Here is a 23,429-nt window from a genome sequence, read left to right on the forward strand (position 1 = left end):
GAGGCCGCTTTTTCATTTATTGCGGGCAGGCAAGTGATCACTTTAGAAAGCACTATTGGTAATACTCCTCTGGTCCGGCTGCAGCGCAGCGGGCTGACGAACGGCAGCGAGATTTGGGTCAAACTCGAAGGGAATAACCCGGCAGGGTCGGTTAAAGATCGCGCGGCGCTGTCGATGATTGTTCAGGCGGAAAAGCGAGGGGAAATACAACCCGGCGATACGCTGATTGAGGCAACCAGCGGCAATACCGGCATTGCGCTGGCGATGATCTCTGCGCTCAAAGGCTACCGTATTAAGCTGCTGATGCCGGACAACATGAGCATGGAGCGCAAGGCGGCGATGCAGGCTTACGGCGCCGAGCTGATTCTGGTCAGCAAAGCTCAGGGCATGGAAGGCGCGCGTGAGCTTGCTCAGCAAATGGCCGACCGTGGCGAAGGCAAGATCCTCGATCAGTTTAATAACCCGGATAACCCGCTGGCGCATTACACGACGACCGGGCCGGAGATCTGGCGGCAGACCGAAGGGCGAATCACGCATTTTGTCTCCAGCATGGGCACGACGGGCACGATAACCGGCGTGAGTCGTTTTATGCGCGAGCAAAGCAAGCCGGTGAGAATTGTCGGGCTGCAGCCGGAAGAGGGCAGCAGCATCCCGGGGATCCGCCGTTGGCCAGAAGAGTGGTTGCCGAAAATTTTCAACCCGACACTGGTGGATGAAGTCATCGACATGGCGCAGACCGAAGCCGAGCAGACGATGCGCCGCCTGGCGATGGAAGAGGGGATTTTCTGCGGCGTAAGTTCCGGCGGGGCAGTGGCGGGTGCGTTGCGCGTAGCCAAAGCAAATCCGGGGGCCGTAGTGGTCGCTATTATTTGCGACAGAGGCGATCGCTATCTTTCTACCGGCGTGTTCGGGGAAGAGAGCTACGTTCAGGGCGCTGGCATCTGACGCTGTAAGCCAGGAAAAGGTCGCCTGAGGCGATCTTTTCCTGAGAACAGGCTTACTTCACAACCGGGTTTTTATGCAGGCTCAACGCCTTCATAAAGGTATCATCAAGCTGTAAATGCTGTTTCACCAGCTCAGGCGGCGTGCTGGCCAGCCACTGGTTAAGCGAAATATCCGCGTAATAGTCGCTTTTAAACAGTTCCAGGAAACGCAGGGTTGTGGTGCCGGTATTCTCGATATAATGCCCCATCGCAAAGGGAACGTAGCCGACATCCCCGGCGCGGTAATCAAAGGTTCTGGCCTGACCCGAAGAGGCGAAAACGCCCATTCTGCCTTCCCCTTCAAGATAGTACTGCCATTCATCGTTATTTGGGTGCCAGTGAAGTTCTCTCAGCCCGCCGGGCTCTATTTCCACCAGGGCTGCCGCAATAGTCTTCGACACCGGGAAATTAGATGAATCCGTTATTCTGACGGTGCCGCCAGGGGCTTTGATCGGATCCTGAGCCAGCATATGGTGGGTGAAATTAATCTCTGATTTAGCTGCGCCATTAATACTGTCTGAGGCAAGGCTGCCGGGTACTGTACCCGCGAAAATATATTCATCAGCAGGTGAAGGCAGTTTAGAAAATGTAGACACGGGCACCTGGAAGTTTTTTGCTAATATCTCCGGAGGGATATGTTTAAACCAGTCGGATAACAGGAACGTACTGTCTTCATCAAATCCGCCGTCGTCGAAGGCCAAAAGAAACTCACAGCCGTCAGGCCCGATACCCTGAATGGAGTGAGGAATACCCGGCGGGAAATACCATAAATCACCGACGCCGATATCATCCACAAACCAGCCTCCTTTTGCATCGAAGGCCGTTACCCGCGCATTGCCGTAGGTCATGTAGGCCCATTCACCCTCTTTGTGCCAGTGAAGTTCGCGGATGCCTCCGGCATTCAGGCGCATGTCTACCCCGGCGATGGTGGTTGAAATCCCCAGCTCCCGCTTGGTGACTTGTCGGGTCCAGCCGCCGGTGCCTTTTCTGACATGGGCATCGCTGAAGGAGTAGCGCAGGTTCGGCAACGTGCCGCTGTCGGTAGCGGGCGGGTTAACAATGTCAGGGTTTTCAGCTTCCCGGATGGGGTCGTGAGGGCCCGGATCGCGCACGCTTGCCGGATAGGATTTTACTTTGTCATCGTGGGCATGGGCCTGCCCGGCGGCTAATACGACGGTACCGCCTGCGGCAAAAGCCATGAAGCTTCTTCTGGATATATCTTTCATATAATAGCTTCCTTATATTCATGCAGAGTGAGGTTTATTCTCCGGAGGGAACTTTTGTTATAGGTGAAATTATGGAGTTTGACCTTGTGGAATTGTAAGACAGGCATGAGTCGACAATGTAAACAGCGGGTGGAGAAGATATATCCTTATGATGTAATGGATATTTTGTTGATGTGATGTTTAAGTGGTAGTTATTAATTTCCAGGTATCCAGCACTAATCGGTAATAATGTTTTCTTCATCATTCAGGTGATACATTTTCAAGGTGTAACGGCTGAAAGAAAATATTACTTTTGTCGTTGATTTGATAAATCTGAAGGATGGTAGCTGTATCTCTGCTATTGCCGGAATAAAGAGGGCGCTCTTAGCATGGTTGTACCGCCCGGGTCTGGCTATAATGGCCGCTTCGCAGTTCAGACCTTAGCTGTCTGGCGGGCAAGGGGAAAATATGAGTCAGGATAACGATATACAGTCTGTACTGTTTCACGATGCAGGCCGGGCGCTGCAGGCCGATATTGTGGCGGTACAATCTCAGGTCGTTTACGGCAGCGTCGGGAACAGTATCGCGGTTCCGGCGATTCAGCAGCATGGGTGGCGGGTGATGGCGGTGCCAACGGTGTTATTCAGCAACACGCCGCATTACGATACGTTTTATGGCGGCGTGATCCCGGCGGACTGGTTTAGCGGCTATCTGCGAGCGCTCGAAGAACGGGATGCGTTGCGCGAACTGAAGGCCGTGACGACGGGTTACATGGGCAGTGCGGAGCAAATCCATCTGCTGGCGGAGTGGCTGCGTCAAAGACGCAAAAGCCATCCTGAGCTGTTGATACTTGTCGACCCGGTAATGGGGGACACCGACAGCGGTGTTTACGTCAAGGCGGGTATTCCTGAAGCTTATCGCACGGCGCTGCTGCCTCATGCACAGGGGATCACGCCTAATCTCTTTGAACTGCATATTCTGACCGGAATGCCCTGCGATACGCTGGAGCAGGCGGTGATGGCGGCCAGAAGTCTTCTCTCTGAAACGCTGCGCTGGGTGGTAATAACCAGTGCGCCGGGGAACTGCGCGGATACTATTTCCGTGGTGACGGTGACCGCTGATGAAGCCGATGTGACCAGCCACGCTCGCGTGATGACCGACCTGAAAGGCACCGGGGATTTGTTCTGCGCCGAGCTGGTAAGCCGAATACTTGCAGGCAAGCAGGTGGCGGTTGCCGCAGGAGAAGCTGCGCATCGGGTGTTTGAAGTGATGACCTGGACTCAGGGGCAGCGCTCAGATGAACTGATTCTTCCTCGCTGAATCGCAGCCAATAAAAAAGGCACCCCAGGGTGCCTTTTTCTCTGCATGAATCTTACTTCTTGATGCGGATAACCGGGGTTTCGCCCACGGTCACGCTACCTGTCAGTTTGATCAGCTCTTTGATTTCGTCCATGTTGGAGATAACAACCGGTGTCAGGGTAGACTTGGCTTTCTCTTCCAGCAGCGGCAGGTCGAACTCAATAACCACGTCGCCTTTCTTCACGCGCTGGCCTTCTTCAGCGATGCGCTTAAAGCCTTCGCCTTTCAGCTCAACGGTGTCGATACCAAAGTGAACAAACAGCTCAATGCCGCTATCGGATTCGATAGAGAAGGCATGGTTGGTTTCAAAGATTTTACCGATGGTGCCGTCAACCGGAGCAACCATTTTGTTGCCGGTTGGTTTGATAGCGATGCCATCACCAACGATTTTTTCAGCAAACACGACGTCCGGCACGTCTTCAATGTTAACGATTTCGCCAGACAGTGGAGCAACGATCTCAATGGTTCCGGTGTCGCTATTGCCTTTGTCACCGAACAGTTTACTAAATAACCCCATTAGCCTTCTCTCCTAAGCAGTAATTTGGGCAGCATCTCGTGAATTAGCAGATTGTTTTTTCTTCAATGAACTTGTTAACCAGCGTCATTAACTCGTCCGTTGTCGGTTGAGCAAGAGCCTGCTCTGCTAACACTTTCGCATCTTCGAAGTTCGTGTTACGAATAATCTTCTTGATACGTGGGATAGAAATGGCGCTCATACTGAATTCGTCCAGGCCCATCCCAAGCAACAGAAGTGTAGCACGTTCGTCGCCCGCAAGCTCACCACACATACCGGTCCATTTACCTTCTGCATGAGAAGCATCAATAACTTGCTTAATCAGAGTCAGTACGGACGGTGACATCGGCTGGTAAAGATGTGAAATCATATCATTACCGCGGTCAACTGCCAGGGTGTACTGAGTTAAATCGTTGGTGCCGATGCTGAAGAAGTCGACTTCTTTGGCCAGATGACGAGCAATCGTCGCGGCCGCAGGGGTTTCGACCATCACGCCGATTTCGATAGATTCATCGAATGCTTTGCCTTCGTCACGCAGTTCCTGCTTGAAGATCTCAATCTCTTTTCTCAGGGCACGCACTTCTTCAACAGAGATGATCATCGGGAACATAATGCGCAGCTTGCCAAAAGCAGAGGCGCGCAGGATAGCGCGAACCTGGTCACGCAGGATCTCTTTGCGATCCATGGCGATACGAATAGCACGCCAGCCCAGGAACGGGTTCTCTTCTTTAGGGAAGTTCATGTACGGCAGCTCTTTGTCGCCGCCGATGTCCATGGTACGGACGATAACCGCCTGAGAGCCACAGGCTTCAGCCACGGCTTTGTACGCGGCAAACTGCTCTTCTTCGGTTGGCAGTGAGTCACGGTCCATGAACAGGAATTCGGTACGATACAGACCCACACCTTCAGCGCCGTTACGCTCAGCACCGTCGATGTCACGCACGGTACCAATGTTGGCACACACTTCGACCTGGTGGCCGTCGAGGGTGATGGCTGGCAGGTCTTTCAGCTTAGCCAGCTCTGCTTTTTCAGAGGCAACCTGCTGTTGAACGGCGCGCAGCTCTTCGATCTGCTCGTTGGTTGGGTTAACGTAAACTTTGTTGTTGACCGCGTCGAGGATCAGATAGTCGTCGTTTTTCACGTCGGAGGTGACGCTACCGGTGCCCACAATCGCTGGCAGCTCAAGGGAGCGCGCCATGATGGAAGTGTGGGAGGTACGGCCGCCGATGTCGGTGATGAAACCCAGCACCTTTTTCAGGTTCAGCTGTGCGGTTTCAGACGGGGTCAGATCTTTGGCAACCAGGATAACTTCATCCTTAATTGCGCTTAAATCGATAATGTTCAGGCCGAGAATGTTCTGCAGCAGACGCTTACCGATGTCACGTACGTCAGCCGCACGTTCTTTCAGGTATTCGTCATCCAGCTCTTCCAGAGCCGTTGCCTGGCCTTCAATCACTTCGTACGCCGCAGCGTCCGCCGTGACCAGCTTGTCTTTGATAAGGGCTATGATTTCCTGCTCGAGCTCTTCGTCTTCCAGCAACATAATGTGGCCTTCGAAGATAGCTTCCTTTTCTTCACCGAAGGTCTCGCCAGCTTTAATTTTGATCGCTTCTAACTGCTCGGATGCTTTGGCGCGCCCGCTGAGGAAACGTTCAACTTCCTGCTCAACTTTGTCGGCAGAAATTTTCTTCCGGTCGATGACAATTTCATCTTCTTTCAGCAAAAGTGCTTTGCCGAAAGCGATACCCGGGGATGCTAAAATGCCTGAAATCATAACCCTACCTTACTTGTGACTGATATTTACGAAGAACCCAGAACTTACTCGAGTTCAGCCATCAGTTTTACTAAATGCTCAACGGCTTTCTGCTCATCTTCACCTTCGGCGGAGAGCGTCACTACGGTACCCTGAGTCAGGCCCAGAGTTTGCAGTTTGAACAGGCTCTTAGCGCTGGCGCTTTTGCCGTTGGAAGTCACAGTGATTTCGGAAGTGAAGCCTTTAGCTTCTTTAACAAACTGAGCAGCAGGGCGGGTATGCAGACCGTTCGGAGCGGTAATAGTTACTTCTTGCTGGAACATTGTATTTCCCCAACTTATAGGTTTAGTGTTGTGGAACTAAAGTCTAGCCTGGCGGCCACACTTTAGCCTGTATCGTTAGCGCCATCGTCAAAGGAACGAGGCACTGGATGCATGGGAATCGTGAAAAAAACGCCAACAGCGTTTCACAGATTCTTCATCATTATGCCGTGAAAACCAGATAGGCACCAAATCGTTAAATCGATTCAGCAGGCGCATCTCACAGCTTGATTAATTTCGCGCATCAAAATAATTGCTGGTTAAATACCAGACCTGCGGGGGTAAGCGCAATGCCGATGAGGGTGAAAGTTTGATGCAGGCCACAAAAAAGCACCCTCACGGGTGCTTTTTTAAGCATATATCAAATACTGGCATTACTGTTGCAGTTCTTTCTCAGTGAACAGATCGGCAAACAAAGCAGTACTCAAATAGCGCTCCCCGGAGGACGGAAGGATAACCACAATATTCTTATTGGTAAAGGCTTCGTCTTCCTGAAGTTTCAGCGCGGCGGCCACGGCGGCACCGGAAGAGATACCCGCGAGAATACCTTCCTCATCCATCAGGCGGCGAGCGGTCGCAATGGCGTCGTCGTTGCTGATAGTGACCACTTTGTCGATAAGCTTCAGATCGAGGTTACCAGGGATAAATCCGGCCCCGATACCCTGAATTTTATGCGGACCAGGCTTCAGTTCTTCACCCGCCAGCGCTTGAGTAATTACCGGAGAATCCGTTGGCTCTACCGCCACGCTAATGAGCGAGGTTTTGCCTTTGGTATTTTTGATGTAGCGGCTGACGCCCGTCAGCGTACCGCCGGTACCGACGCCGGCGATAAACACATCCACTTCACCATCGGTATCTTCCCAGATTTCCGGGCCGGTGGTTTTTTCGTGAATTTCCGGGTTTGCCGGGTTGCTGAACTGCTGAAGCAGTAAGTATTTAGCCGGGTCGCTGGCGACGATTTCTTCGGCTTTCTGGATGGCACCTTTCATGCCTTTAGCGCCTTCGGTCAGCACCAGGTTTGCACCCAGCGCTTTTAACAGCTTACGGCGTTCGATGCTCATGGTTTCCGGCATGGTCAGCGTCAGCTTGTAGCCGCGCGCTGCCGCGACATAGGCCAGAGCGATACCGGTGTTGCCACTGGTAGGTTCGACTAACTCCACGCCAGGCTTCAGCACGCCGCGTTTTTCGGCATCCCAAATCATGTTGGCACCAATACGACATTTGACGCTAAAGCTTGGGTTACGGGACTCCACCTTAGCCAGAATGCGTCCGTTGCCGATACGGTTCAGGCGAACCAGCGGCGTGTGGCCGATTGTCAGGGAGTTGTCTTCATAAATTTTGCTCATGGCTCGTCCTTAACTGTCTGAATTTTGGGATACCGGTCCAGCATACCCGCTCAGGAAATATGCGGAAGTAAGGAAATAGCATATCTATATGTGGAAGGGAAATAAGCCAATGCAACATGGAATAAGCCATGGCATAAGCCGCTTCCCTTCCTGAGAGCATTATTTCCACATGGCGTGTTTTGCCCGATAGCAGTCCACCCACATGGCCGTCGCGCCGCAGACGGCAACCGGCATGATAAACAGGTTCAGAACCGGGATCAGCGTGAACAGGCTCACCAGCGCGCCAAACTGCATGTTGACGATCTTTTGCTCGCGAAGCGCCACTCGCATCTGTTTGAACGGCACTTTATGGTTATCAAAAGGATAGTCGCAGTATTGAATCGCCAACATCCATGCGCTGAATAAGAACCACAAGACCGGGGCGACAGTTTGGCCAATGCCGGGAATAAAGTAGAGCAGAAGCAGGACTAGCGCGCGCGGCAGATACCAGGCTAGCTTTTGCCACTCACGCTTCATGATGCGTGGCAGATCTTTCATTATATCGAGCACGCCCGTATCCGGCGGCGTTGCGCCCGTAAGGCGAGCTTCAAGCTGCTCTGCCAGCAGGCCGCTAAACGGCGCGGCAATCAAGTTTGCGATTGTCGAAAAGAAGTAACCAAACACCAATAACACCGAGAGCGTTACCAGTGGCCAGAGTACGTAACTCAGCCATTGTAGCCAGTCTGGCACGTGGCTCATCATCGACGGGATCCAGACATCAAGACGCGTGAATAACCACCAAAAAGCGCCACCAAGCAAGATGATATTGACCAACAGCGGCAGCACGACGAAACGCTTGATGCCGGGTTCGCGGACCAGTTTCCAGCCCTGGGAAAAATAATACACGCCACTGCGCGGCGGGGTTCCGGAAGATGAAACCATAATCTGAGCAGACTCCTTATCAGGTCAATGCAGTTAGCTGCTTCGCTATCATAACTGACTGCATTCAGAAAAACTTGCCAGGAATTGGTCGAAAAATCAGCTAAAAGGTGCGCTTACGCTATCTTTATGGTGAGAAAACCGTGCTCGCACTTGCACTTGAGCAGATGGGCAAATACTCTTAGTGAGTAAATGTTTGCCGCGGTGGCAAGGTGTTAGAACAACAGAGAATATAATGATGCAGGATTTGCGTCTGATATTAATCATTGTTGGCGCAATCGCCATAATAGCCTTACTGGTTCACGGTCTGTGGACCAGTCGTAAGGAACGCTCGTCCGTGTTCCGCGATCGCCCTTTGAAACGTATGAAGTCGAAGCGTGACGAATACGAAGAAGAGGATGATGAGGAAGAAGAAGGCGTCGGTGAAGTGCGCGTGCGTCGTACTGCGCCCGTGCCGGAATCTGCCTCTCGTGAAGCGAATGCGTCACGTCAGCCTCAGGCACCTCAGCACAACTATGAGCCGCCGTATGCGTCAGCAGAACCTCGTCCTGCCCCGCAATCGCGCCAGCCTGAGCCGGTTACCCCGCACCACGTTGAGCCCGCGCCTCAGCATGTTGAACCAGTGCGTCCTGTCGCACCTCCTGCGCCAGCTCCGGCGGCAGTGCCTGAGCCACAGCCGGTCGCTCCCGTTCAGCCTGCACCACAGCTCACTGCGGAACCAACGCCAGAGCCTGTGGCTGCTGAACCAGTGCCGCAGCCTGCACCGGTGAAAAAAGAGACGGTGATCGTGATGAACGTCGCTGCCCACGCGGGCACGATGTTAAACGGCGAGTTGCTGTTGAACAGCATTCAGCAGGCCGGTTTCAAGTTTGGTGAAATGAATATTTTCCACCGCCATCTTAGCCCTGATGGCAGCGGTCCAGTTCTGTTTAGCCTGGCGAATATGGTTAAACCTGGGTCTTTCGACCCTGAGAACATGGCGGATTTCGCCACGCCAGGCGTGACCATCTTTATGCAGGTGCCGTCCTACGGCAATGCAGCGCAAAACTTTAAGCTGATGCTGCAGTCTGCGCAGCACATCGCCGATGAAGTCGGTGGCGTGGTGCTCGACGATCAGCGTCGCATGATGACTCCGCAAAAGCTGCGCGAGTACCAGGACAGGATCCGCGAGGTTGTTGAAGCCAACGCCTGAATCCCGGCCTGAATCTTCCCCCTAAACCCCCGCCTGTCGGGGGTTTTTTATCATTGATGGTGCGATATGGACTCAATCGAACAACAACTTAACCACCTGCGAACCACGCTTCGCCATCATGAATATCTGTACCATGTGCAGGATAATCCCGAAATTCCCGATGCGGAATACGACAGGCTGATGCGCGAACTCCGTGCGCTTGAAGAAGCGCATCCGGAATTGATTACCCAGGATTCACCGACCCAGCGTGTCGGTGCTGCGCCGCTGAGCGAGTTCACCCAGGTACGCCATGAAGTGCCGATGCTGTCCCTCGATAACGTTTTCGATGAAGCAAGCTACCTGGCGTTTAACAAGCGGGTTCTGGACAGGCTCAAAAGCAGCGATGCTTTGACGTTTTGCTGTGAACTAAAACTGGATGGTCTGGCGGTAAGCCTGCTGTATGAAGATGGGGTGCTTGTGCGGGCTGCAACGCGCGGTGACGGCACAACCGGTGAAAATATCACGTCTAACGTCCGAACCATTCGCGCGATACCGCTTAAACTTCACGGGGATAATATTCCTCGTCGTGTTGAGGTGCGTGGCGAAGTTTTCTTGCCGCAGGCAGGATTCGAAAAAATCAACGAAGAAGCTCGCCGTACTGGCGGGAAAGTGTTTGCCAACCCTCGCAATGCGGCGGCAGGCTCGCTGCGCCAGTTAGATCCGCGCATTACCGCTAAACGCCCGCTGACCTTCTTCTGCTACGGTGTTGGGCTGCTCGAAGGCGGTGAGCTGCCAGGCAGCCACATGGCGCGTTTGCAACAGTTTAAGGCCTGGGGATTGCCGGTCAGCGACCGCATCCGTCTGTGCAGCACACCGGAAGAAGTGCTGGCGTTTTATCATCAGGTAGAGGCCGATCGCCCAACGCTGGGCTTTGATATTGACGGCGTGGTTATCAAAGTTGACTCGCTTGCGCTGCAGGAAACGCTGGGCTTTGTGGCGAGAGCGCCGCGCTGGGCCGTTGCGTTTAAGTTTCCGGCGCAGGAACAGATGACCACCGTGCGAGACGTGGAGTTCCAGGTAGGGCGTACCGGCGCAATTACGCCCGTCGCTCGTCTGGAACCGGTGCAGGTTGCTGGGGTACTGGTAAGCAACGCGACGTTGCACAATGCCGATGAGATAGAGCGTCTTGGCCTGCGCATTGGTGACAGAGTTGTGATCCGTCGCGCTGGGGATGTTATCCCACAGGTTGTTGGCGTGGTGGAGTCTGAACGCCCGGAAGACACTCAGGCAATCGTCTTCCCAACGCAGTGCCCGGTTTGCGGTTCAGACGTTGAGCGTGTGGAAGGCGAAGCTGTTGCCCGCTGTACCGGGGGCCTGATTTGTGGTGCCCAACGCAAAGAGGCGCTGAAGCACTTTGTGTCCCGCCGTGCGATGGACGTTGACGGCATGGGCGACAAAATCATCGATCAACTGGTGGAGAAAGAGTACGTTCACACGCCAGCCGATCTGTTCAAGCTGACGGCGGGTAAGCTTACCGGGCTGGATCGCATGGGGCCTAAATCGGCACAAAACGTTGTGGATGCGCTGGAAAAAGCCAAAGAGACAACTTTTGCTCGCTTCCTGTATGCCTTAGGTATTCGTGAAGTCGGAGAAGCCACCGCCGCAGGGCTGGCCGCGCACTTCGGCACGCTGGATGCGCTTATCTCGGCCAGCATTGAGGAGCTGCAAAAAGTGCCGGATGTCGGCATTGTTGTGGCGACGCATACCTTTAACTTCTTTGCCGAAGAGAGCAACCGGGATGTTATCCGTCAGCTTACCGAAGAGGCCGGGGTCCACTGGCCTGCGCCAGTGGTCGTCAAAGCGGAAGAGATCGACAGCCCGTTTGCCGGGAAAACCGTGGTGCTCACCGGCTCGCTGAGCATTCTTTCCCGTGACGAAGCCAAAGACCGGTTGACCGCGCTCGGTGCAAAAGTGGCCGGAAGCGTGTCGAAAAAAACCGATCTTGTCATAGCCGGGGAAGCGGCCGGCTCCAAGCTTGTCAAGGCGCAGGAGCTGGGCATTCAGGTTATTGACGAAGCGGAAATGATTCGTTTGCTGGGGGACTAAATGGACAAAGAACAGCTCATTGAGATAGCCAACACGGCCATGCCCTTTGGTAAATACAAAGGCCGGATGCTGATTGATTTACCGGAAGAGTATTTGCTGTGGTTTTCCCGCAAAGGGGAGTTCCCCGCGGGCCATCTCGGTGAGCTGATGGCCCTGACGCTGCTGATTAAAGTGGAAGGGCTGGACAACCTGGTCCGGCCCCTCAAGCGGCACTAGGTTCTGATGGCTGCGGCCTGTTTTTCACCGGCTGCAGCCGCTTTTCTTTGGTAACGCCGGGCCATACCGGCGCAGATCATCAGCTGGATCTGGTGGAAGATCATCAGCGGCAGCACCATCATTCCCACGGCAGCAACCGGAAATAGAATATTAGCCATCGGGATCCCGTTGGCCAGGCTCTTTTTCGATCCGCAGAAAACAATCGTAATTTCATCCGCTTTGCTAAAGCCAAAGCGCCGCGCCACAAAGATATTTACCGCTATCACAATGGCCAGCAGCACGAGGCTGGAAGCTACGATAAACAGCAGCGAACCCGCGCCAACCTTATGCCAGATGCCGTGCGTCACGGCTTCACTAAAGGCGGAATAGACCACCAGAAGAATCGAAGTCTGGTCAGTTTTGCCGATCCATTTCTTGTTTTTTGCCACCCAGGCACCAATCCAGGGCCGCATCAGATGCCCGGCCACGAACGGCACCAGGAGTTGTAGCATAATGTTGCCCACCTGATGCAGGCTGCCGCTTGCACCCTGAACGTGCATCACCAGGCCAACCAGCAATGGCGAAAGAAAAATGCCCAGCAGGCTTGATGCCGAGGCTGAACAAATAGCCGCCGCGACGTTGCCCCCGGCAATAGAGGTAAAAGCGATGGCCGATTGTACCGTGGCGGGCAAAATACAAAGATAAAGGAACCCGCTGTAAAGTTCGGGGCTGACATTGACCGGTTTCCACCAGCTAAACAACACGCCAAGCACCGGGAACAGGACGAATGTGCTGCACATCACCCACAGATGAAGCCGCCAGTGGCCGCCGCCGGAGATCACCGCCTCGCGAGACAGTTTGGCGCCATGCATAAAGAACAATAAGGCAATGGCGGCGGTGGTCAGCCCCTCGAAGAAACCGACAAAACTGCCTTGTGCCGGGAAGAAAGAGGCCAGCAGGACGGTACAAACCAGCGTTAACGTAAAGGGGTCGACAATGCGGAGCAATTTCATAGCCATTCCTCAAAGGTGAAGGGCGCTATTGTGTTTCTGCTAATTTCAGAAATAAAATTGATTTATTAAATGCATTGATGAAGAAAATAGATGAATTATTCCCTGCGTCAGCTTCGCGTGTTCGTGGCCGTAGCCCATGCCGGCAGTTTCAGTCGGGCAGGGGAGAGTATTGGTCTTAGCCAGTCAGCCGTAAGCCACAGCCTGAAGGAGCTGGAAGCCGAGCTGGGCGTGAAGCTGCTTGACCGTACTACCAGGGAAGTGGTGCTTACGCCTGCGGGAGAGTTGCTGGCTCCTCGCCTTGAGCGGCTGCTGGAAGAGCTGACCACAACGTTGCTGGATGCTCGCGTGGTTGGGCATCAGCTTAGCGGCACGGTTCGCGTGGCCGCCAGCCAGACGCTATCCGCGCACCTGATGCCGCAATCTATCGCTGCCAGTGCGGAGGCTTATCCGAATATTCGATTTATGCTGCATGATGCTTCCCAGCAGTGGGTTTTGCAGAGTATCCGCCAGGGCGAAGTTGATTTTGGCGTAGTTATCGATCCGGTTCAGGCTAGCGATCTGGAGTGTGAAACGGTGTTGTCTGAGCCTTTTCTGCTGCTGTGCCGCAGCGATCATCCGTTTGCTAAAGTGGAACAGGTTGACTGGCTGGCGCTACAGGGGCAAAAGCTGGTGCTGCAAGATTATGCCTCGGGCAGCCGCCCGTTGATTGATGAGGCTTTTGTCCGGCAGGGGATAGAGGTGAGCGTTGTTCAGCAGATTGGGCACCCCGCAACGCTGTACCCGATGGTAGAAGCTGGGATTGGTTTAAGCGTGTTGCCCGCGTTGGCGCTGCCTTTGCCACAAGGGAGACCGCTGGTGGTGAAGCGGTTAACGCCGGTCATAAACCGACAGCTGATGCTGGTCAGGCGAAAGAACCGATCGCTTTCCCGTGCGGCTGAAGCTATCTGGCAGGAGGTGCGGGAACAGGCCAGGCTGTTAACCCTGGCCCGGATTGGCGACCCGCTATTTATGGACGACTAGATATAAATATCAATCTGGTGATCGTCGGAAGGTTTGTTCACGCCGGTGGCCTTGATCTGCTGCTGTTCCTGCTTCTGCTGGGCTTCCTCAGCCTGCTTGCGCTGAAGCTGAGCCAGCTGGGCCTGCAGCATTTTAATCTCGGTCTGAAGTAACTCGACCTGTTTCTTTTTCTCTTCAGCTGGACGATCCGGCGTGCTGGAGACTTCTCTCAGTTTCTCCGTCAGCTGGGTAATTTTTTTGCTGATTTGGGCAATCTGCGAGGCTGTGCTGTTATCAGTGCCGCCGGAGGCAGAAGAGGACCCGGTAGCTGTGCCGGTGGTCAGCTGAGAGCCCTGAAGAGCATTACTGGATATTGTAGTCATCATAACTCCTTTGATGGAATGGTAAGGGAGTTATCGGCCTGGCGGCGAGGAAGTTGATAATTTTTTGACGATGGGATTCTCAGATACTGCAGATAGCAAAAAGGCGCTTTTAGGGCGCCTTTCCACATTGGTGGGTCGTGCAGGATGGTATTGCCCTTCGGGCTCGACGCAAGCGACGCGCAAAATCAAAAGCGATTTTGTCGAACCTGCTGCAGGCTCGAACCCTGCCCGAATCGCAGATAGCAAAAAGTCGCCTTTAGGGCGCCTTTCCACATTGGTGGGTCGTGCAGGATTCGAACCTGCGACCAATTGATTAAAAGTCAACTGCTCTACCAACTGAGCTAACGACCCGATGGTGGGTGATGACGGGCTCGAACCGCCGACCCCCTCCGTGTAAAGGAGGTGCTCTACCAACTGAGCTAATCACCCAAACTTCGGTACTGCTAATTTCATAAGAGGAGATGGTGGGTGATGACGGGCTCGAACCGCCGACCCCCTCCGTGTAAAGGAGATGCTCTACCAACTGAGCTAATCACCCATCTCTAAATCTCTTACTTCACATTCCGGGTCACTCTAAAGAGTGGTGGGTGATGACGGGCTCGAACCGCCGACCCCCTCCGTGTAAAGGAGATGCTCTACCAACTGAGCTAATCACCCCCGGTTTGTGGAGTCGCATTATAGGGACAGTTGAAAATGAGTCAACGCATTTTCTAAAGTTTTTATTCGTTCGTCTTAAAATTAAACGATGCGATCAAGAAACAGGCATTGGCGTTTGATTTATCATCAAATTCTCTGCTTTACCGCTATCTACAGGCATCAACATTGAGGAATTAGCGCACAGTGATAGAATGTTGCCTGTTAATTTTCCCTGGCAATTGCCGCTTTGCCGGCAAATATGTGTAACTAAGGCCGTTTAATGAAAATCAAAACTCGCTTTGCGCCAAGCCCAACAGGCTATCTGCACGTTGGCGGTGCCCGTACTGCTCTCTACTCCTGGCTGTTTGCTCGTCATAACAAAGGCGAGTTCGTGCTGCGTATAGAAGACACCGACCTCGAGCGTTCAACCCCGGAAGCCATCGAAGCGATTATGGACGGGATGAACTGGCTGAGCCTGCAGTGGGATGAGGGCCCGTACTATCAGACCAAGCGTTTTGATCGTTACAACCAGGCCATCGACGAAATGCTTGCTGCGGGCACGGCGTATAAGTGCTATTGCTCTAAAGAGCGCCTTGAGGCATTGCGTGAAGAGCAAATGGCCAATAACGAGAAACCTCGTTATGACGGTCGCTGCCGCCATAGCCATGAGCATCATGCTGATGACGAACCTTGCGTTGTGCGTTTCGCCAACCCGCAGGAAGGTTCCGTCATCTTTGATGATCAGATCCGTGGCCCGATCGAATTCAGTAACCAGGAACTGGACGACCTGATCATTCGCCGTACCGATGGTTCCCCAACTTACAACTTCTGCGTAGTGGTGGACGACTGGGATATGGAGATCACCCACGTGATCCGTGGTGAAGACCATATCAACAACACGCCGCGCCAGATCAACATCCTGAAGGCGCTGAACGCGCCGGTTCCGCTTTATGCTCACGTTTCTATGATCAACGGCGACGACGGTAAAAAACTGTCTAAGCGTCACGGGGCGGTGAGCGTGATGCAGTACCGCGACGACGGCTATCTGCCGGAAGCGCTGCTCAATTATCTGGTGCGTCTGGGCTGGTCCCACGGTGACCAGGAAATCTTCTCTCGCGAAGAGATGATTGAGATGTTCAGCCTGAACGCGGTAAGCAAGTCTGCCAGCGCCTTCAATACTGAAAAGCTGCAGTGGCTGAACCACCATTACATCAATACGCTGGAGCCAGAGTACGTGGCAACGCACCTGCAATGGCACATCGAGCAGGAAAATATTGATACCCGTAACGGCCCGCAGCTGTCTGAGCTGGTGAAACTGCTGGGCGAACGCTGTAAAACCCTGAAAGAGATGGCGCAGACCTGCCGCTACTTCTACGAAGATTTCAGCGAGTTTGATGCCGATGCGGCGAAGAAACACCTGCGTCCGGTAGCGCGTCAGCCGCTGGAAGTGGTGCGAGACAAGCTGGCAGCGCTGAGCGACTGGACTGCAGAAAACGTTCATCACGCTATACAGGCTACTGCTGATGAACTGGAAGTTGGGATGGGGAAAGTGGGGATGCCGCTGCGTGTCGCCGTGACCGGGGCTGGTCAGTCTCCTGGCCTTGATGTCACCGTGCATGCCATTGGCAAACAGCGCTCCGTGGCGCGCATTAATAAAGCGCTCGATTTCATCAGCGAGCGTGAAGCTCAGCAGTAAACATCGCAAATGTAGATGCAAAAAGCCGGTGCTCAGTCACCGGCTTTTTTATTTACTTATTCTTTTGAATTCCGAGTCGCTTGAGCAAACCTTCGCTGCCTTCACTCTCAAGGATCTCGGTCATTTTATGCTGTTCTTCTTCGGATAAGGTACGCAGGGTGTTTAGCATCAGCTGTTCCAGCGGCGTTCGAAGGACGCTATAAGATGCCACTCTCTCACTCATTTTGCTGGTGTTGGAGAGAAACGTTTTCACAGGCTCGGAGATATAAACAAATCTTGCTTTACCACCCGGTACGCCTCGTTTTTTACTGGTTTCCCAGTTATGTTTTAGTACCCATTTATTAATTGTCTGGCGGGTGTAACCCGTCATCTCCGCCAGTTCATCGGCGGTCATTTTTTCCTTGAACATCAGTAATCCTTTATTTTTCCTGACGCCGACAGGACAATAGCCGGGCAATTATTCGTTATCGCTGATCCCCAACCGCGCAAGTAAACCGGCAATCCCGTCCCGCAGCAGCATGGCAGACATCTTTTTCTGTTCGCTGTCGGACATTTGCTGCACTGAGTTGAGCAGTAGATTTTCCAGGGTGGCGTCCGTTGTGCTGTAGCGGGCTGTATTTTCCGTCACTCGTCGGGTGCTATTGATAAATTCCCTGACCTGCTCATCTATATGGATAAGCCTCGCTTTTCCTCCCTGAACGCCGGGTTTAGGTGAGGTCTCCCAATTTTCTTTACGCACCCACTTATTGATGGTCTGGCGGCTGTAGCCGGTGATCACGGCCAGTTCTTCTGGTGTCATTCTTTCCTTGAGCACAGTGATTCCTTTTCATTGCGACCGAAACGGCTTTATTAGTGGTTCATTTTATTGAACTGACTAACGCGAAACTGTGACAGAATTAACTACAACGGGATGATATGCAACCGAGAATTGCCGAAGGCGATGGCTTTTTAGGCGATTGATCGCGGAAGAACAAATTGCCGTTGACACGCTATGTGGGGTTTCATATTATGCCGCCCGTCAACACGACAAGGTCTTTACGGTTTGGGGCTATAGCTCAGCTGGGAGAGCGCTTGCATGGCATGCAAGAGGTCAGCGGTTCGATCCCGCTTAGCTCCACCAAATCTTCACCAGCAGATTTGGTACCGTAAAATCAGCACCTGTCAGTGGGGCTATAGCTCAGCTGGGAGAGCGCTTGCATGGCATGCAAGAGGTCAGCGGTTCGATCCCGCTTAGCTCCACCAAAATTTGAACCCTCGCTTCGGCGGGGGTTTTTGTTTTTCAGACTCCAACACACCTGCTTTTGGCTACCCTCGGTAAAAAAACCTCAACTTATGTCCGCTTGTTCTATTATTTCTGCTGTAGGGTAAGTTCTGCTTTTGTGCAGGCCTGAAACTTGATTCGCTCAATAAATAAACGTAACCTTGCCAGCGAAAAACCCTTTTTAAGCAATCACATAAAATTAACACCAGGGCCTATGATTATTTACAAGATGATAAAAAAAATAGCGGTTTCCCTGGCGCTGTGTTTACTTCTCATTCCCTTTTCTCGTTATATTTCACCGACAACCGTTGTTGATGGACATAAAACCTACCTCGCCTATCTGCCGCTCAGCTTTATAATGGCAATGATTATTATTTATGGCCGGTCTGCGATTATTCCGCTCACGCTAGGGTCGCTGGTTGTTTACAGCTGGCTGCTTGATTTAGCCGTTGTGCCGCTGGTTGCTTTTATTTTCTGTCTGCTATTCCCCTTATTGATTGCCAGTTTAATTACCCGCCACTACGTAGGCCATCGCTGGCGTTTTGGGCTGCCCAATAGAGGCATGGGGCAGCGTATTTTTTGGCTTGGTTTTGTCGCCCCGTTTACCATCAAACTGCTGATGTACCTCACTGGCAATCTGATTGAGTACCCACCTGAACTGGCGCCATTCTTCGGTGGCGGTTCCGTTATCTACATGATTGTTGATGTGCTGAACCTTGTCGTGGCCTCGCTTATCTTCACCACGCTTTTCTATTACCCGCTGCGTATGCTGTTGAACCCGCATTTTGCGGTCGGTTTCTGGCGGCGCTGTGTCCGGCACTACAGGCAGGATAAAAACCGTTTCTATACGCCGTTTTGGCTGGTTGTCTGGATGGTGTATTTGCTGCTGATGTGTTCGCCGTGGCATAGCGAACTGATTGCCGGCTATCTGGTTCCGCTGGTCTTTGTGCTGTTTACCCTGGGGATCCGTCGCCTTGGTGCGAGGCCTGTTTCTCTGTTGTGGGGGATTTCGGCATGGGTATTATTGACTTACAACACGGGTTTTTTGCAGGGCGTAAATACGCAATATGCTCTTTCCTTTATTCTGTCAGTTTTTATCTCCTTTACCGTATGTCTGTTGTATATGGCCACTTCATACCATAAAAATGAATGGATGAAGCGTGTTTATCATCTCCAGGCGCAGACAGATCCATTAACGCAATTACCTAATTTACGCGCGCTTGAAGAACATATTCAGACCTTTCAAACCGGTGCACTTTGCTGCCTGAGAATGGCGAACTTTGAGTTTCTTAGCCGACATTATGGCATGATGATGCGTGTTTACTGCAAGAAAACCATTGCCAGAGAATTACAACCCTGGCTGCTGGAAGGGGAAAAAATATTTCAGCTGCCGGGCAGTGAGCTGCTTCTGTTTTTACGGGAAGGCGAAACAGAAGCCCGGCTTACCTATTTTGTTGAACACCTGAATAATAAGAAAATCCCCTGGCACAATGTTACCCTTGAAATTGAATATGGGGCTTCCTGGGGCATTGTGGATTCACCGAAAGAGCTGCAGCGCATGCTCGGGCAATTAAGCTATCTGGCTGAAAAAGCCAGCGACACGCAGCGCGTACTTGGCCTTGATGCCAGGCTGCAGGCGGTCTCCGGGCAAACAACCGAGCGGGTGCTGCTGCTGCAAAAGATTAAGCAGGCAATAGACGAAGAAGCCTTTCAGCTCTACGCGCAGCCCATTGTCGACTGCGAAGGGAAGGGCTATCACGAAATCCTCAGCCGCCTGGTGATTGATGGGCAGCACATCACCCCGGATAAATTTATTCCGATTGTTGCCGAATTTAACCTCAGCACCCGTTTTGACATGATGGTGATGAAGATGCTGCTGACCTGGCTTGCAAAGCACCCAGGCAACGTGCAGCAGACGCGCTTTTCGGTCAATCTGATGCCGCTCACGCTAATGCAAAAAGAGATTGCCCAGCAGATTATTGCCCAGTTTGACGTTTACAAGGTGCCGACCAGCGCGGTCGTCATTGAAGTGACGGAAGAGCAGGCATTTTCAAACTCAGAAACCTCTAACCAAAATATTGCCCTGCTGCGTGAGAAAGGTTTTAAGATTGCTATTGATGACTTTGGAACAGGCTACGCTAACTATGAGCGCCTGAAGAAGCTGCAGGCGGATATCATTAAGATAGATGGTTGCTTTGTCCGCGATATCACCGGCGATGTGATGGATAAGCTTATCGTGAAGTCCATTTGCGAACTGGCGGCGGCCAGAGAGCTCAGCGTCGTCGCAGAGTATGTCGAAACGGAAGAGCAGCGCGACATCCTGCTGCAGCTTGGCGTCCAATACCTGCAGGGGTATCTGGTGGGGAGCCCCAAGCCTTTGCAGCAGCTTAAGCACTGACGCTCTCCTTTGCACCCTAAAAAGGAATCACCGTGAGCACGTCGCTGATTAGCCATATTCGTCTGCCGATGGTAAAAACACTGCGCATCACCCATGTGTGCTTTCTGTCGCTCTTTTTGCTGATCACCTTTCTTTTCTGGCAGCAGGGGGAGCTGTTCAACCACGGCTATCGCACCAGCCAGCTTAGCCACCTCGAAAGCGTGATCGCCAGGCTTGAAAGCAAATCTGAATATCAGATGGACAACCTGCGCTATCTCCGCCGCATGTTCATTGAAACGCTGAATGAGCCGCAGTTCACGCCGATCTCGCAGCTGGCTTCCCGGGCCAGCAATAAAGAGACGCTGTCGCCGCTGCATATCCAGAGCCTGCCGATCCCCGATAGCGTGCAACCTTTTAAAAACAAGCCGAAAGAAGAAAGGGAAAAACTCACGCAGCGGGAATATCAGGCCCTGCGCGACATTCAGGATCTCTTTCCGCTGGCAGGCGGGAGCAACCGTCTCTCTTCGAACATTTATTACATGTCGCGCTCCGGGGCATTTATTGCGTCGCTCTCCCCCGATGTGAACAAACTGCTTATCGAAAGTGCTAACCCTCTGGCGATGCAGGGATCGTTTGTGCTTGGCTCTCCGCTGTTGAACCCGCGCCGCGATCCGTTCTGGACCCGGCAAAATATCGCAGATTCCGGCAAAACGCTGATTAATGGCTCTCTTCCGGTGGACTTTGACGATCGGTGGATTGGGCTGTTTGGTATCGCGGTCACCACCGAAACGCTTCGGCTGTTTCTCTCCAGCGCTTTGCCGGAGGACACGCAAAGCGCCTATCTGCTTTTTGATGAGCAGATGAACCCTCTGACTCGCCCCGTTGGCTCGCAGAATGGCTATCGCCTCAGCGAGAAGCAGCGACAGGCAATTCTTGAAAAGTTGGTCGATGAATCCCGGGGCACCTTACGTTTTGGCTATGCTTATGCCACTTTCGGCCATGTCACGGGGACGGGGGCAATCCTTGTCAGCGTCCAGACCATCCGGCAGGGGCTACACGAGGACTTTGGGCGTTTTAGCGTGCTGCTGGTAGTGATGTGGCTGACGGTGATCCTTATTCTGTTTGGTTCACACCGCATGATTTGCCGGCTGATTCGCAACATGGGCCATTTGCAGCAGGAAATGCACCGGCATGCGCTGCACGATGATCTGACCGGCGTTCTAAATCGCCGTGGCTTCTTTGAAACAACCGGGCGTATCAGCCCGCAGTATGTGGATTACTCTCTGATTCAGCTGGATCTCGATCATTTCAAAAAAGTGAATGACCGCTTCGGGCATCAGGTTGGCGACCGGGTGCTTATTCACGCCACGCGCTGCATCCAGCAGGCGATCCGCAGCCAGGACATTGTCGGGCGTATCGGCGGCGAAGAGTTTTGTGTCTACCTGCCTAATACCGGTCTGCATGCGGCGATTGCCGTGGCGCAGCGGGTGCGCAAAATGCTGGTGAACACGCCGCTCAGGCTGGAGGACGAGTCTGAACTGCTGGTGACGGCCTCGCTGGGCGTGGCTTCCCATGAAGAAGCCCCAGACGGTGACCTGGAACACATCCAGAGTCAGGCGGATATTCGCCTGTATAGGGCGAAACAGCAGGGGAGAAACAGAGTGTGTTGGGGCGGCGAGGCTGAATCGCAGGCATAAAAAAAGCCGGTGACCAGCACCGGCTTTTTAATACGCAAAAATTAGATAACCAGCGCGGCGATAGATGCCGACAGGATACTCACCAGCGTAGAGCCGTAAACCAGCTTCAGGCCGAAGCGGGAAACCACGTTGCCTTGCTCTTCGTTCAGGCCTTTAATGGCCCCGGCGATAATACCGATAGAAGAGAAGTTAGCGAAGGAGACCAGGAACACGGACAGGATGCCTTCCGCGCGCGGCGACAGGCTGCCGGCAATCTTCTGCAGATCCATCATCGCAACGAATTCGTTAGACACCAGTTTAGTCGCCATGATACTGCCGACCTGCAGCGCTTCTGCGGACGGCACGCCCATCACCCAGGCAACCGGGTAGAAGATATAGCCCAGAATGCCCTGGAAGGAGATACCCAGCACGGCAGCGAACAGCGCGTTCAGGCCAGAAATCAGGGCGATGAAGCCGATCAGCATGGCGGCAACGATAATCGCCACTTTGAAACCTGCCAGAATGTACTCGCCGAGCATTTCGAAGAAGCTTTGACCTTCATGCAGGTTAGTCATCTGCAGATTTTCTTCTTTCTCATCCACGCGGTACGGGTTGATCAGCGATAACACGATAAAGGTACTGAACATGTTCAGTACCAGCGCGGCAACCACGTATTTTGGCTGCAGCATCGTCATGTACGCACCTACGATTGACATGGACACGGTAGACATAGCGGTCGCCGCCATGGTGTACATGCGGTTGCGCGACATCTTGCCGAGAATATCCTTATAGGCGATGAAGTTTTCTGACTGTCCCAGAATCAGCGAGCTTACGGCGTTAAAGGATTCCAGCTTACCCATACCGTTGACTTTAGAAAGCACGGTACCGATAGCGCGGATAACAATCGGCAGAATGCGAATGTGCTGCAGAATACCGATCAGCGCAGAAATGAACACGATAGGGCACAGCACCTTCAGGAAGAAGAAAGCCAGGCCTTCATCGTTCATTTTGCCGAAGACAAAGTTTGTCCCTTCGTTAGCGAAACCGAGCAGTTTCTCGAACATTTCGGAGAAACCTTTTACGAAGCCCAGGCCGACGTCGGAGGTCAGGAAGAACCAGGCCAGTAACACTTCGATCACCAACAGCTGAATGACAAAGCGAATACGAATTTGCTTGCGGTTAGGGCTAACCAGCAAAGCCAGCAGCGCGACCACAGCAAGCGCTAAAACAAAGTGCAAAACGCGGGACATATTTGCTCCAAATATGAGGCAGGTTTAATTTCGTTGCACATTCTATGTAACAAGCAATAAGAAAACGAGATCAATTCCACACTATAGTGATGAGCTGTGACGGAACGCAAAAATAGTGATCCACCATACATTTCTGCTATGTTAAGTAAAGAAGCTAAAAGTTACGTTAAGATGGCTCATCGACAGTTTACACGTTGGCCAAATGTTAATCCGTTAACCGGCATCCAGATTCACTATCTCACGCCTCCTGCACATCGTTTTCAGCTAT

20 protein-coding genes and 6 tRNA genes are annotated in these 23,429 nt (G+C 52.8%); 11 read left to right on the forward strand and 15 right to left on the reverse strand.

Translation table 11 applies throughout. From position 1 onward, the window contains the following. Positions 1-33 precede the first annotated feature (33 nt). Positions 34-945, forward strand: coding sequence for a cysteine synthase CysM (gene cysM, locus WFK85_RS03360; RefSeq protein ID WP_039295805.1), 912 nt, complete (start codon positions 34-36; stop codon positions 943-945). A 52-nt stretch (positions 946-997) separates the two neighbouring features. Here cysM and WFK85_RS03365 read toward each other — a convergent pair whose 3' ends face one another. Continuing rightward, positions 998-2,209: an oxalate decarboxylase family bicupin gene (locus WFK85_RS03365; protein ID WP_034809565.1), complete on the reverse strand. Its 1,212-nt coding sequence runs from the start codon at positions 2,207-2,209 to the stop codon at positions 998-1,000. Positions 2,210-2,656: 447 nt separating this feature from the next. Here WFK85_RS03365 and pdxK point away from each other — a divergent pair, with 447 nt between their 5' ends. Continuing rightward, the gene (gene pdxK, locus WFK85_RS03370) at positions 2,657-3,508 is read left to right on the forward strand and encodes a pyridoxine/pyridoxal/pyridoxamine kinase (RefSeq protein ID WP_166990736.1); all 852 of its coding nucleotides are present in this window, start codon (positions 2,657-2,659) and stop codon (positions 3,506-3,508) included. 52 nt (positions 3,509-3,560) lie between these two features. Here pdxK and crr read toward each other — a convergent pair whose 3' ends face one another. The 5 genes from crr to cysZ all read right to left on the reverse strand — a co-directional run bounded on the left by crr (position 3,561) and on the right by cysZ (position 8,401). Continuing rightward, positions 3,561-4,064: a PTS glucose transporter subunit IIA gene (crr, locus tag WFK85_RS03375; RefSeq protein ID WP_008459580.1), complete on the reverse strand. Its 504-nt coding sequence runs from the start codon at positions 4,062-4,064 to the stop codon at positions 3,561-3,563. A 43-nt stretch (positions 4,065-4,107) separates the two neighbouring features. Beyond that, a complete protein-coding gene (gene ptsI / locus WFK85_RS03380) occupies positions 4,108-5,835 on the reverse strand; it encodes a phosphoenolpyruvate-protein phosphotransferase PtsI (protein WP_045783391.1) in 1,728 nt (575 codons plus the stop codon). A gap of 44 nt (positions 5,836-5,879) precedes the next feature. Continuing rightward, complete coding sequence (ptsH, locus tag WFK85_RS03385; protein WP_002913505.1) at positions 5,880-6,137, reverse strand: phosphocarrier protein Hpr; 258 nt, start codon at positions 6,135-6,137, stop codon at positions 5,880-5,882. 371 nt (positions 6,138-6,508) lie between these two features. Continuing rightward, positions 6,509-7,480: a cysteine synthase A gene (cysK, locus tag WFK85_RS03390; protein ID WP_008459590.1), complete on the reverse strand. Its 972-nt coding sequence runs from the start codon at positions 7,478-7,480 to the stop codon at positions 6,509-6,511. Positions 7,481-7,639: 159 nt separating this feature from the next. Further along, complete coding sequence (cysZ, locus tag WFK85_RS03395; protein WP_008459591.1) at positions 7,640-8,401, reverse strand: sulfate transporter CysZ; 762 nt, start codon at positions 8,399-8,401, stop codon at positions 7,640-7,642. Positions 8,402-8,633: 232 nt separating this feature from the next. Between cysZ and zipA the strand changes: the two genes are divergently transcribed. The 3 genes from zipA (at position 8,634) to WFK85_RS03410 (ending at position 11,891) form a co-directional block, all read left to right on the forward strand. Next, complete coding sequence (gene zipA / locus WFK85_RS03400) at positions 8,634-9,590, forward strand: cell division protein ZipA (RefSeq protein ID WP_205246335.1); 957 nt, start codon at positions 8,634-8,636, stop codon at positions 9,588-9,590. A gap of 66 nt (positions 9,591-9,656) precedes the next feature. Then, complete coding sequence (gene ligA, locus WFK85_RS03405) at positions 9,657-11,675, forward strand: NAD-dependent DNA ligase LigA (protein ID WP_166990742.1); 2,019 nt, start codon at positions 9,657-9,659, stop codon at positions 11,673-11,675. Further along, positions 11,676-11,891 carry a DUF3820 family protein gene (locus tag WFK85_RS03410; RefSeq protein WP_039295779.1) on the forward strand — a complete coding sequence of 72 codons (216 nt, stop codon included), beginning with the start codon at positions 11,676-11,678 and terminating at the stop codon, positions 11,889-11,891. It abuts the gene before it with no gap. Here the strand turns inward: WFK85_RS03410 and WFK85_RS03415 are convergent. Then, a complete protein-coding gene (locus WFK85_RS03415) occupies positions 11,888-12,883 on the reverse strand; it encodes a bile acid:sodium symporter (protein WP_166990745.1) in 996 nt (331 codons plus the stop codon). The genes WFK85_RS03410 and WFK85_RS03415 overlap by 4 nt on opposite strands. A gap of 90 nt (positions 12,884-12,973) precedes the next feature. Here WFK85_RS03415 and WFK85_RS03420 point away from each other — a divergent pair, with 90 nt between their 5' ends. Beyond that, positions 12,974-13,903 carry a LysR substrate-binding domain-containing protein gene (locus WFK85_RS03420; protein WP_166990748.1) on the forward strand — a complete coding sequence of 310 codons (930 nt, stop codon included), beginning with the start codon at positions 12,974-12,976 and terminating at the stop codon, positions 13,901-13,903. Here WFK85_RS03420 and WFK85_RS03425 read toward each other — a convergent pair. The 5 genes from WFK85_RS03425 to WFK85_RS03445 form a co-directional block, all read right to left on the reverse strand. Next, entirely contained in the window at positions 13,900-14,265 is a 366-nt protein-coding gene (locus WFK85_RS03425; protein WP_008459602.1) for a FlxA-like family protein, read from the reverse strand. The two genes, WFK85_RS03420 and WFK85_RS03425, sit on opposite strands and share 4 nt — an antisense overlap. A gap of 275 nt (positions 14,266-14,540) precedes the next feature. Beyond that, positions 14,541-14,616: transfer RNA gene (locus tag WFK85_RS03430), tRNA-Lys, on the reverse strand. Positions 14,617-14,618: 2 nt separating this feature from the next. Beyond that, positions 14,619-14,694: transfer RNA gene (locus tag WFK85_RS03435), tRNA-Val, on the reverse strand. A 33-nt stretch (positions 14,695-14,727) separates the two neighbouring features. Beyond that, a tRNA-Val gene (locus tag WFK85_RS03440) sits at positions 14,728-14,803 on the reverse strand. 43 nt (positions 14,804-14,846) lie between these two features. After that, a tRNA-Val gene (locus tag WFK85_RS03445) sits at positions 14,847-14,922 on the reverse strand. 259 nt (positions 14,923-15,181) lie between these two features. Here WFK85_RS03445 and gltX point away from each other — a divergent pair. Next, the gene (gltX, locus tag WFK85_RS03450) at positions 15,182-16,597 is read left to right on the forward strand and encodes a glutamate--tRNA ligase (RefSeq protein ID WP_008459604.1); all 1,416 of its coding nucleotides are present in this window, start codon (positions 15,182-15,184) and stop codon (positions 16,595-16,597) included. Positions 16,598-16,649: 52 nt separating this feature from the next. Here gltX and WFK85_RS03455 read toward each other — a convergent pair whose 3' ends face one another. Continuing rightward, the gene (locus tag WFK85_RS03455) at positions 16,650-17,006 is read right to left on the reverse strand and encodes a YfeC-like transcriptional regulator (protein ID WP_008459606.1); all 357 of its coding nucleotides are present in this window, start codon (positions 17,004-17,006) and stop codon (positions 16,650-16,652) included. A 48-nt stretch (positions 17,007-17,054) separates the two neighbouring features. Further along, on the reverse strand, positions 17,055-17,411 hold the full coding sequence (locus WFK85_RS03460; protein ID WP_166990751.1) for a YfeC-like transcriptional regulator: 357 nt from the start codon (positions 17,409-17,411) through the stop codon (positions 17,055-17,057). Positions 17,412-17,641: 230 nt separating this feature from the next. On the opposite strand from WFK85_RS03460, the gene WFK85_RS03465 reads away from it, so the two are divergent. From WFK85_RS03465 to WFK85_RS03480, 4 genes are all read left to right on the forward strand, one after another. Beyond that, positions 17,642-17,717 (forward strand) — tRNA-Ala (locus tag WFK85_RS03465). A gap of 46 nt (positions 17,718-17,763) precedes the next feature. Beyond that, positions 17,764-17,839, forward strand: a tRNA-Ala gene (locus WFK85_RS03470). Positions 17,840-18,087: 248 nt separating this feature from the next. Further along, positions 18,088-20,256, forward strand: a complete 2,169-nt coding sequence (locus tag WFK85_RS03475; protein WP_442892222.1) for an EAL domain-containing protein — start codon at positions 18,088-18,090, stop codon at positions 20,254-20,256. A 32-nt stretch (positions 20,257-20,288) separates the two neighbouring features. Next, a complete protein-coding gene (locus WFK85_RS03480) occupies positions 20,289-21,932 on the forward strand; it encodes a diguanylate cyclase (RefSeq protein ID WP_336706833.1) in 1,644 nt (547 codons plus the stop codon). Between the two features lie 41 nt (positions 21,933-21,973). On the opposite strand, the gene WFK85_RS03485 is transcribed toward WFK85_RS03480, so the two are convergent. Continuing rightward, the gene (locus WFK85_RS03485) at positions 21,974-23,161 is read right to left on the reverse strand and encodes a NupC/NupG family nucleoside CNT transporter (protein ID WP_008459614.1); all 1,188 of its coding nucleotides are present in this window, start codon (positions 23,159-23,161) and stop codon (positions 21,974-21,976) included. Between the last annotated feature and the right edge of the window lie 268 nt (positions 23,162-23,429).

Source organism: Cedecea sp. VD22 (assembly GCF_037150195.1).
Lineage (GTDB): Bacteria > Pseudomonadota > Gammaproteobacteria > Enterobacterales > Enterobacteriaceae > Cedecea.